The following is a 12806-nucleotide window of genomic DNA, read 5'->3' as shown; positions in this document are numbered from 1 at the left end:
CGGAATTGACCCGAACAAGACTTTAAATGCTAAACTTGTCAAAGAACTCCTTGGCTTGGCGGTAGATGCCGCTTAGCCTATGAATAATTTTTTAACGAACTATTGACACTGCAATATTACATAAAATATGTGCCCGCGGTGAAATTGATTCAACCAACGGGCACATATGTTCAATGAACCGGCTCTTGACTTCTGATTATTCCTTGCGTGACGCGCCGCCTATGGAGTGGGACGAGAGGTAGCTCTGCAGGTTGCTCTTATAGCTGTCTCCTACCGGCAGATATGTGTCAGCGTCCATGACTATGCGGGCTCGCTCGATGTGGAGCACGTGGTTCATATTGACGATATATGACCTGTGTATCTGCAGAAACGAGGGGGAGAGCTTTTCGCGTATGGCTGCAAAGGAACTGAGCGTGAGGAGGGGTGATGAAGAGGTAGTGGTGTATATCTGCAGATATTCGCCATAGCCTTTGATGTATCGGATGTTGGAGAGACTGATGCGTATGTAGCGATAGTCTACCTTGATAAAAAGTGAGCCTGAGTCCTGGCCGGGAGTCCGGATGTCGGCCGTCATGTCGGCTGTCGACGAGCTGTGGTCGAGCTGGTAGCGTTGCATCACCTTGGTGGCCGCGCGCTGAAAATCGGCAAAACTGTAAGGCTTGAGCAGATAGTCGACGGCCGAGTGACGATAGCTCTCGGCGGCATAGTCAGGATGGGCTGTGATAAATACGATGAGTGGCGGACGCGTCAGCGCGCCCACCATCTCAAGCCCGTTTATGTCGGGCATATTTATGTCGGTGAATATCACATCGACATTGCCGTCGGATGTAATCATGCCGAGTGCGTCCATGCCGTTGGAGAAAGCCCCGGCCAGTTGAAGAAACGGAGTCTTCTCCACATAGCTGCGCAACTTTTCGAGCGCGATAGGCTCGTCATCAATTATTACTGTCAGGAGTTTCATGTACGGGTATTATGAGGTTGACGTTATAGGAAGTGTCGGAGGCTATTGTCTCAAGCGAGTGCCCGGGGCCGTAGATGAGATTGAGCCGTTGCTCCACATTGGTCAGTCCTATGCCCGGAGTGTAGGGTGCTGACGAAGGAGGATTGCTGTTGAGACAGTGAAACTCTACCTTGCCGTCGGCAACACGTATGCTGACGCTTACATATGACTCCTCGCGATAGGTGATGCCGTGCTTGAAAGCGTTTTCGATAAACACGAGGAATATCAGCGGCGGCACCATCACTCCTGTCGTATGGAGCCGGTCGGGAAAATCGCTTGTGATGGCTACTTTGTCGGCAGGATAGCGTTGGCGCATGAGACGGAGATAATTGTCAAGAAACTCTATCTCGGCCGAGAGTGAAATGCGCGGTTGGGAACATTCATAGAGCATGTAACGCATGAGCCGCGACATGTCGATGACCATATCCTGGGCCTTGTCGGGGTCAATTTCAATCAGGCCGTGGATATTGTTGAGCATGTTCATGTAGAAGTGGGGGTTAATCTGGGCCTTGAGATAGCTCAACTGGTTTTCGGCATTGGCTTTCATGAGGCTTTCGCGCTCGAGTCGGTCGGCAAACCGCTGAAACAGCAGTGCAATCACAAGGTTGGCCCCTATGATGAGAAGCGAGAACACAAAGTCAAGAAACAGTGGCAGCGGCAGCACATGGTGGGGCATCGGAGGTTTTGGATGAGGCCCGGGGCGTACCGTAATCTCATGTGTGAAGTGGAAATACTGATAAGACCACACAAGAGCCAATGCTATCAATGAGCATATGAAATAGGCCGGGAGCCGGTTGCGAAACAACAGACGCGGTATCAGCAGCCAGTTGTGAATGGCGAAAAGTACGACGAAGGGTGTCAGAGTCATTGCCATGCGGACGAATATTTCCTCATTGACAGGTGTGAGGCTGTCCATGCTGCGGTTGCGGATGGTGACGAGCATATACAAGGCTATGACCAGCAGCCACAATCCGATATAGGTCAGGGTTTCGTAGTGACGGTTGCGCGTGAGCTTCATGTTACTTCGTTTTGTTTATACAAAGTAAGGAAATAATCCGTTAATATCACAATATTTTTAAATGAACAGGCATAAAAAGCCCACGAACAGCCGATGTCCGCGGGCTTAGAGATATCTAATAAGTTGTATGGCTGTAATGTCAGCCTATCGTATGACGATGTGGTGGGTCTCGGTTATGACCATATCCATCTGTACGTCATGAGGGTCGGCGTCGATGCCCTCCTCGATGAGCTGAAAGTCATATCCGACGCCAATCTTTGTGGCTTTGGTGTCGGAGAGCAGGCGGTCGTAATAACCTTTGCCACGTCCTACGCGGTTGCCCTGACGGTCAAAGGCTACGGCAGGCACTATTATCAGTTCGATTCCGTTGATATCAGTGGTGTCGTTGCCCGTGGGCTCTTCGATGTGGAATGACCCGAGTGACAGGCGTGACTCGTCATAAGGGAGTATGTCAAGATTGACACCGTTGACTCTCGGCAGATAGAAGTGCTTGCGCGGAGCCCACCGGCGTATAAACTCATGGGTCGACAGTTCGTCGGGCAGAGAGTGATACATGAGTATCCTGTCGGCGAGCATGAATGCGGCGGTCTGCTCAAGGAGTGAAAACACATCACGTGCAGCCCTGTCGCGCTCGGTGTCATCGAGCATGGTCTTACGGGCCTTGACTCTGCGTCGGATATCGCTTTTGTTCATCGCTTGTTATTTCTCTATTTGGTGATAGGGAAAGCCGTCTGTCCCTCATAGAGAGCATCGAGAGCTACCGAGACTGTGGGGTCGTTGTCATTGGCGACCTCATAGTAGCCCTGCACTCCATGTATGTTGCGGGCAATCATGGCTTTCAAGGAATTAACAAGCAAATCGCGTGAAAGGTTTATGTAATACCATCGCGGAGCTATCCCGTTTTTCTTGGCATAAGCCACAAAGTCCTGCAGGAGAGTGTCGTCATCAGGCAGAAGTGTGAGCAGTTGACGTCCGTCGGTGCTCTTGCTGAGAGTCTCGCGGTTACGGTCGGTGTAGTCGAAGGTGTACTTCTGGATCAGTCCTGCATTCACCACATTTATATAATAGGAGGTGACACCGGTGGTGTCGTTAGGAACGAAAATGTCGGGAGTGATGCCGCCACCTCCATACACTGTGCGGCCGTGCAGGGTGGTGAACTGCTTGCTTTGGTCCTGCTTGATGGAGTCGGCGGTGTAGAACTCGCCATGCTCGTAGCGGTTGAGGAGCTCACGCTCATAGTCGACACCGGGAGCGTAGTCCTTCTGTATGCAGCGGCCCGAGGGGGTGTAGTAACGAGCTATCGTGAGACGAAGCGCGCTGCTGTCGGGGAGCTCGAGCTGATTTTGTACCAGGCCTTTGCCGAAAGAGCGTCGGCCCACGATGATGCCGCGGTCATTGTCCTGCATTGCACCGGCGAAAATCTCGCTCGCGCTTGCCGAGAACTCGTCGAGGAGCACTACGACCTCTTTGTCTTTGAGTGTACCGGACCCGTCGCTGAATGTGGCGTTGTTGCGCGAAGTGTGTTTTCCTTTGATAGATACGATAGGGCTGCCGGCCGGAAGAAACTCATTGGCCATAAGCACGGCGTGATCCATGAATCCGCCTCCGTTGCCGCGAAGGTCGATTATGAATTTTTCGGCACCTTCGGCCATGAGTGTGACTGCCGAGGTGAGAAACTCGCTGTAGGTCGTGGCTCCGAATTTGTTGATTTTGATATACCCTATGCCGTTGTCAAGAAAGTAGGATGCGTCAATGGAAGTGACGGGTATGTCATCGCGCGTCACTTCGTAGGGTAGCAGTTCGGCGGCTGTGGGGCGTTTGATGCCGAGGCGCACCACTGAGCCTTTGGGGCCGCGGAGATGTTTCATCACCTTGTTGTTTTCCCATTTCTGACCTGCCACGAGCGAGTCGTTGATGGTGATGATGCGGTCGCCGGGGAGTATGCCGACCTTTTCTGACGGGCCTCCCGATATTACTTCGAGCACATTGATGGTGTCACCGAGCATATTGAAAGATATGCCGATGCCCGAGAATGATCCTTCCAGTTCTTCGTTGACACTCTGGAGATCAGAGGCGGGAATGTAGACCGAATGGGGGTCGAGATGAGACATCAGTCCCGAGAAGGAAGCCTCGAGGATGCTGTCGGTGTCAATCTCGTCGACATAGTTTTTGTCAATGAGTTCGAGAATGGTGTCGAGCTTGGTACGGGAGTTCCAAGAGTGACGGCTGTTGAAAAAAGAGCTGCCTATCCACATGCCCGCAACAAGGGCAACGGCCAGAGCTAAGGGCATCCAGACGCCGGGGTTCTTAAGGCGATTGTTCATGAGAGTCTAATAGGAGGGCCTAAAAATATTATAGGTTATTGAGCTTACAGAGGTTCTGAAATGTGTTGACATTCGATGCCTGCACGGGTGAGAAGGTCTATGCCGTCGGTGATGCGATAGAGCTCGTTGAACACCACCCTGCGTATACCGGCCTGAATGATGAGTTTGGCGCAGTCAAGACAAGGCGAAGCGGTGATGTAGAGAGTCGCACCTTCGCTTGAATTGTTCGAACGGGCCACTTTGGTTATGGCGTTGGCTTCGGCATGGAGCACGTAGGTCTTGGTGTTGCCGTTTTCGTCCTCACACACGTTTTCAAATCCGGCCGGAGTGCCGTTGAAACCGTCGGATATAATCGTGCGGTCCTTTACCATGAGTGCGCCCACTTTGCGACGTTCGCAATAGGAGTTTTCGGCCCATATGCGGGCCATGCGCAGATAGCGTTTGTCAAGCAATGTCTGCTTTACGTTGTGATCCATAAAGGTTACTTCAGATTACGGGTGCAAAGGTAATCATTTTTTGCCAACAACTCAACAGTTTCGGCCGATTATGTATGGCGGCCGCTCAGTCGGCGAGTATCTGGGCGGCATGGTCTTTGGTCTTGACCTGCTTGGGGGTGATTATGCGGGTCACTTCGCCCGAGGGAGAGATAATGAATGTGGTGCGGAATGTGCCCATATATTTGCGCCCGTACATTGACTTTTCGCCCCATACGCCAAACTCGGTCACGAGTTTATGGTCGGTGTCGGTGATTAACGGGAAAGGCAGAGAGTTTTTGGCTATGAATTTTTTGTGCGAGTCGGCACTGTCGACACTCACGCCTATCACCTGATAGCCGGCATCGAGCAGACTCTGATAATTGTCGCGCAGATTGCATGCCTGAGCGGTGCATCCCGAAGTCGAGTCTTTGGGATAGAAGTAAAGGGCTATGCTGCGTCCGGGATAGTCGCTGCGCCTGATGATGTTGCCGTCCTGGTCGGTGCCGAGTATGTCGGGGATAATTGTACCAGTTTCCATAAGAGATTGTTTATTGGAGGTTGTATATTGTTATTGTCGTTTGGTCTTGTCGGGAACGCTGATGGAGCGTATGTTCCGGCGTGGGAACGCATCGATATATGAGCCTGGTGTGGAGTTATAGATGCTGACTCCGACGGTCGAGGCATATCGCCGGATGGCGTGATAGCCCTTGAAGGCGAGGTGAAATCCCCACAGCAATTCGTGAAGGCGTATGTCGCGAAACATTGTCGCCACGCGTCGGTGTTCCTCTTCGCCGTCGGAGTAGAAGTGGGGCTGTATGCTCACCACAGTGTTGTCCTCGTCCACATCAAGTGTGCGCAGCCAGCTATGGTCGGCTCCGAGCAGATATATTTCCTTGTATCCGAGCCATATGCCAGTCATGATGGCGGGAATGAGCACGTTGCGTGGACGCGGCAGTCCGCGGCCTGAGTCGCATGCTTTTTTCACAAGCCAGTCGTAGCCTTCCACGCCTACGGGATTGAATTGCTCGATGTGTATGTGGCGGTTGTGTATGCCGAGTGCCGACGGCTTGCGGCCGGTAGGGATAAAGAGAGTCATTTCCCAGTCGACCTCACTGTCGAGACGTGTATAGAGCCGGGTGACATTCGGATCGGATGACGGAAGACTGAAGAAGTGGGGATCCATCAGCAGATAATAGCGCGGACGTATGCCCATAAATTCATCCGTGTTGGCGGCAAAATTTACAGCGAGAGTGTCGCAGCCGGTGAGCAACTCCATGTCTTCCGCGATGTTACGGGCAAGTGAAGGCCCGTTGCCGAGTATTATCAGCGGACACCCCCGGCGGTCGGCATGGCTGACTGAAGGACGTCGCGACTGCAATGCCAGCTTGACAATGCTTTTGAGCGATTGGCCGGTGGCGTTGAAAAAGTCGGATATTGTGTCTGCAATCATTACGTACAGGTGTCGGTTTATCCTGCAAATATACCAAGAATCGGCCACCTGAGCAAATAAAAATCAATCATCGTGGACATGTGGTTGTCGGCGAATGTCAGATGTGGCGGCGATTATAGATGTAATAGCCTGTGATGAATAGTGTTGTGAGCAGTTCGGACACAAACAGTATAAGAATTGAGGTTTTACCCAGTCATCTTATCCGGCAATATATCGTGCCCTCTGATGAGGATTACAAAACGCTGCTTATAATCGGCACTGCAAAGGTTGTGATTTTTATCCGGAATGCAAAATGAAAAACGAGAGGATGACGGTTGCTGCTGTTGCCTGACAACGGTGTGCCAACAACGGCAGAAGCGTATCCTCTCGTGGCGTTAGGCGGGCCGTTGAATCGGGCCGACATAATCAAGACCAAGGACTAAAACGAAAACCCGGATTGCCTGTCGAAAGCGAAATCAGCCTCGAGGCGGGTCACCGCCTGTCACCGGCATGGAATATTATGGCAATCCGGCCATTTTGGACTCATTCAAGAGTCCCGGTCCTGTAAAATGCCGCACGTGGCGGCTGTGCATGATATGGATGGCCGTCTTCGAGGCCCCTGAGGTTGCGGCACCCTGATCGGGCTGCCGTCACCAGACCTTACGCCTTGTTTTTATGAAGGTCAGAGACCTTTTCGTAAATATCGGTGAGTGACTGAGGTATTATGATGCGTAGAGCGTTAAGCTCTTTGGCCCGTCGTTCGATATATTCCATACGTCGTGCCTCGAGCAGTGTGCGTTGGTTGGTCCATTCAGCCAAGTCCTTGCTGTATTTGCCCGTAGCGGCTACTGTTGACTCCTCGATGGCCTTGAGGCACTCGTGTTTCATCGAGTTGAGCCGAGACTGTGCTTCGCGATATTGCTTCTGGATGTTGAAGTATACATCCTCGACTACCGACTCGTCGACAGTCGGAGCGTAGGTGTAGATGAGGGTGTCGCGTCCGTTGCCTTCGACTGAATGCGGCTTTGAAACCTTGGCCTGAAGATCGGTGCGGGCTTCGGCGAATGAGCCTCCGGGATGGATGGCTTTACCTAAAGTCGACGCGAGGGTCTCCAGCTCGTAGTAGCGGCAACGCTCGTCGAGGGGACGGGAGGCGAAATACTCGTCCTCGGTCATTATTTTCTCCTGTTGTGGACGCTCTTTGAGTTCGATGCCCTCAATTTCGGCAAACTGCTCGAGAGAGAGGTCTCTTGTCTCGTCCAGAAGCCGCTCGCGGGCCTTTATGGCCTCGCGCAACCAGGCTATCAATGACTTGGCGGCCGACACCTCGTGCAGCTTATCGATTACGGTCATAACGTCTGTGTCGGTTATACCTTGATTGAGTGTGTGAGGTTTATTACCACTTATTAGCGACACATTGGTGGAGTAGAATGTCATCTCGTCAAGCGAAGTCAGGATGTTGCGTATCATCTCTTTGGCGAGATTAGCTATGTGGTTGGCTGATGTGGAGGTCAGACCTTTGCCGTCGGCAGTAAAGAATATGGTGTCTTTTTTCATAATCAGTCGGTTTTTTGAAGTTTTGTGGTGCAAAGTTGGGAGGTTGCTGCGCAATGATTTTGCGTAGTTTGTGAAAAACTGTATTTTTGCGAAAAAAACATCTATGGCACAAAATAAAAACGCGCTTTTGCGCTATCGCACCATCGACCGTTGTCTGCGCAACACAGGTCGGAGATGGACATTGCAGGATCTTGTGGACGCATGTAGCGACGCGCTCTATGAGTATGAGGGAAAGGCCGACATGGTGAGTACGCGCACAGTGCAACTCGACATACAGATGATGCGCTCCGACCGTCTTGGATATGAGGCTCCGATAGAGGTATATGACAGAAAATATTACCGATATGCCGACCCGCAGTATTCTATCAGCAACCGGCCGCTTTCGCAGCATGACATCGATGTGCTCAATCGAGCTATTGACCTTCTGAGGCAGTTTGATGAGTTTGACCGCTTTCATGAAATGGCCGATGTGGTGGGACGTCTCCAGGATAAGGTAGGAGAGGCGATTGGCAAACGCCGTAATATCATAGACTTTGAACGCAACCCGAGTCTCCGCGGGCTTGAATATCTCAATCCTCTCTATGATGCCATTGCCGCGCGCCGGACGGTGAGTGTCAACTATCGGTCGTTTAATGCCCGACGGACTAAACGGTTTATGTTGTATCCCTATCTGTTGAAGGAATATCGCAACCGTTGGTTTTTGTTCGGGTCACGAATGGAGGATATGAAGCTGTTCAATCTTGCCATTGACCGTATAGTGGATTTTCAGCCATGCCCCGACATTCCGTTCAGAGACAATCCGGAGTTTGATGACAGCTATTTTGACGATGTGGTCGGGGTGACCAAGCATCCGGGACTGAGCAAGGAGACAGTACGTATAAAAGCTGACAAGTCTCAGGCAGGGTATATTCTCACCAAACCGCTTCACTCTTCGCAGCGTCTTGTCGGTAAAGGTCCGGCTGACGGGTCAATGACGTTTGAGATGACGGTTGTACTCAATCATGAATTTGTGGCCCAGTTGCTCAGTTTCGGAGCCGGCATAGTAGTGGAGTCTCCCCGGTCGCTTGCAGACCAATTGCGCGACATCTGTCTCAGCAGTGCCGCACAATATAAATTGAGGTGACTATACCAAAACCGGACTTACATAAGGCCGGCTATTTCTTTGCCTACATTATATGAGGCTGTGATGTCGTCATTGAAATGCTTGTCGCGATATTCGGCTTTTTCTCTCTCGGAGAATGTTTCTACTACATATTTTGAATAGTCGCTGAACTGATAAGTGTTGAATGAGCAGATGCGTCGTGGTTGTGAAAAAATATGGGCGAGAAACATTTCGGTATTTTCAAAGGCCCGCAGAGGAGCATTGTCGCCTGTAGTGTTCATTGTGTAGAACGTGACAACCGGTATTCTTTTGCGGGCAAGTGAGCGATAACCTTTTTCATATGAGCCCAACGGGTAGCATAGACGTTCAAGAAAACTTTTGGTCTGCCCATTTATGTCCATGAGATATACAGGTGAGGCTATAGTGAGACAATCGGTCTCATATATATGGTCAAGGACCTCGGATAAATCGTCGTTAATGGCACATTTCCCGTATGTCGGACTATTTTTAGCTTTGCATGTGAAGCAGCTTTTGCATCCTGTGTAGCTGAGCTGATACAAATTGACAGTTATGATTTCTGCATCATCCAATATGGATTTAACTCCCTGAGCAAATGCATAAATCAGCTTGGCGGTATTGCCATTGAGTCGCGGGCTACCGTTTATAATGACTATTTTTTTCATGATTATTATTTTTTTATTAATTTTGTGCTGCAAAGTTAGATTATAAGCCGTGATATAACAATGACTTACCGAAAGGTTTGCCCCTTACCGAGAGGTTAGCTTAGCTGTGAGTCAGTATCTTTATGACAGTTGGCAATGGCAAAAAAATTGGACTACGGATATTGTAAAGCTGCTCCGATGCTTGAATGGATAGGCAACAAGTGGGCTTAGGTGGTTCTCGTGAAGATTTCCGAGAGCGAGTCCGTGCGTTTCAATCAATTGTATCGTGACATACCGTCGGTGTCGGAAAAAGTGTTGTCACAGGTGTTAAGGCAGCTTGTGACCGATGGCATTGTCAGTCGCAAGCTGTATCCCGATGTCCCGCCGAGAGTGGAGTATTCCATCTCCGATTTTGGCCGGACTCTGCTCCCGCATGTAAGCGCGCTTCTCAAGTGGGGGCGTGAAAATTTTGATCAGATAATGATAAACCGACAGAGAAATACAAATATAGAATAATGAAAACTTCAGGTAACACCATCTTTGTGTGGCTATGTGTGTCGATAGCCGTTATGTTTCTGCTCCCGTTCGGAGTAGCCCGATGTGCATCGGAATGTGCAGGCATGGCACTATGCATGCTTCTGTTTTTTGTGGTCAATCCGGCCTATTCCATTGTGCTGGGGCTGAGATGTGGGCGTGATTTCAGACGCATGTGGTATATGCCTCTTGTGTCGTCGGTCGCATTTCTTGTCGGTTCGTGGGTGTTTTTTGATATCAGAGAGCCTTGGTTTGTAGTGTATGCGGCCGTTTATTTTGTGCTTGGCATGGTTGCCGCCGCAATCAGCGCACGTATGGTCAAACAATAATAAATTACAGGTCGATTGATACCGGCAAATATTCTTGACATATGTCACCGCGAGGATTTTCGCAGGTGGCTTGCGGAACATCATGCCACGGACAACGAGTGCTGGATGGCGGTCAAGAGGGGCAAAACTCCTCCGGCCGACTCGTTGTGGTATCTTGACGCAGTGGAGGAGGCACTGTGTTTCGGATGGATTGATTCGACATTGAAAAGGATCGATGGAGTGGCTCTGCAACGTTTCGGCCCGCGCACCAAGAATGGCCGGTGGACCGAGCTCAACAAAGCGCGGTGCAGGCGACTGGAATCTCTCGGGCTGATGACCGACAGCGGACGTGCCGTGTGTCCCGACCTTGATGCGGATATGGTGATTGACGCGGAGGTGACGGAGGCATTTCAATCCAATCCGACAGCATGGACTAATTTTCTTACATTTCCCGCGCTATATCGAAGAGTGAGAATTGACAATATCCAGCGCAACAGGAATTGTAGTCAGATATTCATCTCCCGGCTAAACAAACTGATCGAGGCGAGTGAGCGCGGAGAGATGATTGGTGATTGGCACGATTGCGGGCGGTTGCTTATGGTGGCGGATTTTTAGAGCTTTTTGTCGTTCTTGCGGAAACAACCCTGCGGGCACACAGTGACACACATGTTACATCCGACGCATAGTCCATGCATCACGATGGCGTGACGGTGCCATAGGAAACACCCTCTTACTTTTCGTATCGCGAGACGCGGACATGCGAGGGTTGAAAATATTTTTAAAGATGTGGATTTTTTGAACTGCCGCACGGGTTGACCGGCGTTGTGTTATCGAGACATGTTTTTCTGAATGGTAGTCAGATGTTGGCGTCCCCAATCGGAGAGGCTGTTGAGGATAGGGATGAGTGATTTGCCAAGGTCGGTGAGGTGATATTCGGTGCGTGGCGGGACTTCGGCATAAAGCTCGCGATTGACAAGTCCCATTGATTCAAGTGTCTTGAGGTGGCCCGACAGGACTTTGGGCGAGATGTCGGGAATCGCTCGCGAAAGTTCGTTGAAACGCATCACTCCATATTCGTCAAGGATGACGAGGAGGAGCATCGACCACTTGTTGGCGAAGTGGGCTATGACATTTCGCATGGGACATGAAGCAATGCAGGAATATTTTTCGGAAATTTTTTTGTTGTCCATTGGACTGATATTGACTGAAAGTGAGTTTGAAGTAAGCAGGTGAGGCGGTGGTAACCTCTTGTGTGGTAAAATTTTGGCCTGTAACTTTGCGCTATACAAAGGGTAGCGGTTATCCTTTGCAAAGTTAATTAAAAACTTAAAATCAAATCACAAATCATGACAAAAAACAGTATCCTTATCCCGTCGGCGGCCATCCCTGTGACTAAAGCGGTGTTTGTAATGCTCGGCAATGGCTTTGATGAGATAGAAGCCATAGGCCCGGTAGATGTGATGCGACGTGGTGGCATCGAAGTCTATACGGTCTCCATGACCGAAAACCGTCTTGTAAAAGGAGCGACCGGCAATCTAATAGTTGCCGATATGGCTCTCTCCGACCTGCGCCCCGAGTTTATCGATTGGCTCGTATTTCCGGGAGCCGACAAGACCGAAGAAGCTGTGAATCTCAGCGCGGAGTTGAGCGAAACAGTAGGGAGACATTGGCGCGAGGGAGGCAATATAGCTGCCATATGCGCGGCTCCGGCCCTTGTGCTCGGTCCGCTTGGCATATTAAAGGACGAGGAGGCAACAGGCTATCCTTTTCTTAAAGATGATTTCATAAAGGGAGGCGGCCGCTATTCCGAGTCTTCGGTGGTGGTCGGTGACCGACTGATAACATCCCAGGGACCCGGCACTACGCTTGATTTCGCCTTGGCTTTGGTGCGTCGCATCAAAGGCTTCGATATAGAGCGGGCTCTACGCGAAGGAATGGTCATCTCGTGATAATCATCCCTTTTTGAGCCGATTGCGAAACCGTTATGGTGAGGTTGCCTAACTTTGGTTGTTACACAGCCTCAAAGACGAGTCTGCTCCTGTGCCACCTGAAGACTGGATATATCTGATGACATATAAATCAGACGTATAATGTGACAAAGAGTACATTTTGTGGTTCATGCCGTATATGGGAGAATAACGTGAATTTTCGTAATTTTGCAATATTCTAATCCATAACGACATGAACCAATCACATTTATATAATATAACGTGAGTTCGATATAAGAGTTCAGTTATCCAATAATAAAACAATCAGCCATTTAGTATAAAACTAAATGACTGATTTTCTTGGTATTCTCGCGAAAAATTCGTAAATTTATAGTGTCCAATTATAACATTTACAAATATTTTACCGCTATGATTACCGAGAACAAAATTACTGAAATTTTCTGTCTT

Annotated in this window: 16 protein-coding genes; 5 read left to right on the top strand and 11 right to left on the bottom strand. The window is 50.1% G+C overall.

Annotation, left to right across the window (positions count from 1 at the left end; all coding sequences use genetic code 11):
- Positions 1 to 196: 196 nt before the first annotated feature.
- The 8 genes from QGT73_RS15505 to QGT73_RS15470 form a co-directional block, all read right to left on the bottom strand.
- Positions 197 to 961, bottom strand: coding sequence for a LytR/AlgR family response regulator transcription factor (locus tag QGT73_RS15505; protein WP_280123036.1), 765 nt, complete (start codon positions 959 to 961; stop codon positions 197 to 199).
- Positions 936 to 2018: a sensor histidine kinase gene (locus QGT73_RS15500; protein WP_280123035.1), complete on the bottom strand. Its 1083-nt coding sequence runs from the start codon at positions 2016 to 2018 to the stop codon at positions 936 to 938. The genes QGT73_RS15505 and QGT73_RS15500 overlap by 26 nt, the downstream gene beginning before the upstream one ends.
- Before the next feature lie 144 nt (positions 2019 to 2162).
- Positions 2163 to 2711, bottom strand: coding sequence for a 5-formyltetrahydrofolate cyclo-ligase (locus QGT73_RS15495; RefSeq protein ID WP_280123034.1), 549 nt, complete (start codon positions 2709 to 2711; stop codon positions 2163 to 2165).
- 14 nt (positions 2712 to 2725) lie between these two features.
- Positions 2726 to 4342: a S41 family peptidase gene (locus tag QGT73_RS15490; RefSeq protein WP_280123033.1), complete on the bottom strand. Its 1617-nt coding sequence runs from the start codon at positions 4340 to 4342 to the stop codon at positions 2726 to 2728.
- Between the two features lie 44 nt (positions 4343 to 4386).
- The gene (locus tag QGT73_RS15485) at positions 4387 to 4818 is read right to left on the bottom strand and encodes a deoxycytidylate deaminase (RefSeq protein WP_123617996.1); all 432 of its coding nucleotides are present in this window, start codon (positions 4816 to 4818) and stop codon (positions 4387 to 4389) included.
- Between the two features lie 85 nt (positions 4819 to 4903).
- Positions 4904 to 5356 (bottom strand): thioredoxin-dependent thiol peroxidase, encoded by a 453-nt coding sequence (bcp, locus tag QGT73_RS15480; RefSeq protein ID WP_280123032.1) that lies wholly within the window; start codon positions 5354 to 5356, stop codon positions 4904 to 4906.
- Positions 5357 to 5386: 30 nt separating this feature from the next.
- Positions 5387 to 6268 (bottom strand): motility associated factor glycosyltransferase family protein, encoded by an 882-nt coding sequence (locus tag QGT73_RS15475; RefSeq protein ID WP_280123031.1) that lies wholly within the window; start codon positions 6266 to 6268, stop codon positions 5387 to 5389.
- Positions 6269 to 6907: 639 nt separating this feature from the next.
- Complete coding sequence (locus QGT73_RS15470; protein WP_280123030.1) at positions 6908 to 7804, bottom strand: hypothetical protein; 897 nt, start codon at positions 7802 to 7804, stop codon at positions 6908 to 6910.
- 103 nt (positions 7805 to 7907) lie between these two features.
- Between QGT73_RS15470 and QGT73_RS15465 the strand changes: the two genes are divergently transcribed.
- Positions 7908 to 8927, top strand: a complete 1020-nt coding sequence (locus QGT73_RS15465) for a helix-turn-helix transcriptional regulator (RefSeq protein WP_280123029.1) — start codon at positions 7908 to 7910, stop codon at positions 8925 to 8927.
- Positions 8928 to 8944: 17 nt separating this feature from the next.
- Here the strand turns inward: QGT73_RS15465 and QGT73_RS15460 are convergent, their stop codons facing one another.
- Positions 8945 to 9589, bottom strand: coding sequence for a flavodoxin family protein (locus tag QGT73_RS15460; RefSeq protein ID WP_280123028.1), 645 nt, complete (start codon positions 9587 to 9589; stop codon positions 8945 to 8947).
- A gap of 219 nt (positions 9590 to 9808) precedes the next feature.
- Here QGT73_RS15460 and QGT73_RS15455 point away from each other — a divergent pair, with 219 nt between their 5' ends.
- The 3 genes from QGT73_RS15455 to QGT73_RS15445 are packed head-to-tail and all read left to right on the top strand — an operon-like array spanning position 9809 to position 11025.
- Positions 9809 to 10084: a winged helix-turn-helix transcriptional regulator gene (locus tag QGT73_RS15455; protein ID WP_280123027.1), complete on the top strand. Its 276-nt coding sequence runs from the start codon at positions 9809 to 9811 to the stop codon at positions 10082 to 10084.
- Complete coding sequence (locus tag QGT73_RS15450) at positions 10084 to 10431, top strand: hypothetical protein (RefSeq protein WP_280123026.1); 348 nt, start codon at positions 10084 to 10086, stop codon at positions 10429 to 10431. Before QGT73_RS15455 ends, QGT73_RS15450 begins: the two co-directional genes overlap by 1 nt.
- Positions 10432 to 10446: 15 nt before the next feature.
- Positions 10447 to 11025, top strand: a complete 579-nt coding sequence (locus tag QGT73_RS15445) for a YdeI/OmpD-associated family protein (protein ID WP_280123025.1) — start codon at positions 10447 to 10449, stop codon at positions 11023 to 11025.
- Here the strand turns inward: QGT73_RS15445 and QGT73_RS17565 are convergent.
- Both QGT73_RS17565 and QGT73_RS15440 read right to left on the bottom strand, forming a co-directional pair.
- A complete protein-coding gene (locus QGT73_RS17565) occupies positions 11022 to 11105 on the bottom strand; it encodes a 4Fe-4S binding protein (RefSeq protein ID WP_425278414.1) in 84 nt (27 codons plus the stop codon). The two genes, QGT73_RS15445 and QGT73_RS17565, sit on opposite strands and share 4 nt — an antisense overlap.
- A 132-nt stretch (positions 11106 to 11237) precedes the next feature.
- Entirely contained in the window at positions 11238 to 11600 is a 363-nt protein-coding gene (locus tag QGT73_RS15440; protein ID WP_280123024.1) for a winged helix-turn-helix transcriptional regulator, read from the bottom strand.
- Positions 11601 to 11756: 156 nt separating this feature from the next.
- Here QGT73_RS15440 and QGT73_RS15435 point away from each other — a divergent pair, with 156 nt between their 5' ends.
- Positions 11757 to 12359 (top strand): DJ-1 family glyoxalase III, encoded by a 603-nt coding sequence (locus QGT73_RS15435; RefSeq protein ID WP_280123023.1) that lies wholly within the window; start codon positions 11757 to 11759, stop codon positions 12357 to 12359.
- Positions 12360 to 12806: the final 447 nt, after the last annotated feature.

It is taken from the genome of Duncaniella muricolitica, assembly GCF_910574735.1.
In the GTDB taxonomy this organism is placed as follows: Bacteria; Bacteroidota; Bacteroidia; order Bacteroidales; family Muribaculaceae; genus Duncaniella; species Duncaniella muricolitica.
The sequence above is the reverse complement of the archived record's forward strand: the minus strand, read 5'-3'. Positions and strand labels throughout refer to the sequence as shown.

Bases quoted from the DNA above. Each gene is read 5' to 3' on its own strand.
- QGT73_RS15450 (WP_280123026.1), top strand. From the start codon at position 10,084: ATGAAAACTTCAGGTAACACCATCTTTGTGTGGCTATGTGTGTCGATA.
- QGT73_RS15440 (WP_280123024.1), bottom strand. From the start codon at position 11,600: ATGGACAACAAAAAAATTTCCGAAAAATATTCCTGCATTGCTTCATGT.
- QGT73_RS15490 (WP_280123033.1), bottom strand. From the start codon at position 4,342: ATGAACAATCGCCTTAAGAACCCCGGCGTCTGGATGCCCTTAGCTCTG.
- QGT73_RS15495 (WP_280123034.1), bottom strand. From the start codon at position 2,711: ATGAACAAAAGCGATATCCGACGCAGAGTCAAGGCCCGTAAGACCATG.
- QGT73_RS15460 (WP_280123028.1), bottom strand. From the start codon at position 9,589: ATGAAAAAAATAGTCATTATAAACGGTAGCCCGCGACTCAATGGCAAT.
- QGT73_RS15475 (WP_280123031.1), bottom strand. From the start codon at position 6,268: ATGATTGCAGACACAATATCCGACTTTTTCAACGCCACCGGCCAATCG.
- QGT73_RS15485 (WP_123617996.1), bottom strand. From the start codon at position 4,818: ATGGATCACAACGTAAAGCAGACATTGCTTGACAAACGCTATCTGCGC.
- QGT73_RS15505 (WP_280123036.1), bottom strand. From the start codon at position 961: ATGAAACTCCTGACAGTAATAATTGATGACGAGCCTATCGCGCTCGAA.
- QGT73_RS15435 (WP_280123023.1), top strand. From the start codon at position 11,757: ATGACAAAAAACAGTATCCTTATCCCGTCGGCGGCCATCCCTGTGACT.
- bcp (WP_280123032.1), bottom strand. From the start codon at position 5,356: ATGGAAACTGGTACAATTATCCCCGACATACTCGGCACCGACCAGGAC.
- QGT73_RS15470 (WP_280123030.1), bottom strand. From the start codon at position 7,804: ATGAAAAAAGACACCATATTCTTTACTGCCGACGGCAAAGGTCTGACC.
- QGT73_RS15465 (WP_280123029.1), top strand. From the start codon at position 7,908: ATGGCACAAAATAAAAACGCGCTTTTGCGCTATCGCACCATCGACCGT.
- QGT73_RS17565 (WP_425278414.1), bottom strand. From the start codon at position 11,105: ATGCATGGACTATGCGTCGGATGTAACATGTGTGTCACTGTGTGCCCG.
- QGT73_RS15500 (WP_280123035.1), bottom strand. From the start codon at position 2,018: ATGAAGCTCACGCGCAACCGTCACTACGAAACCCTGACCTATATCGGA.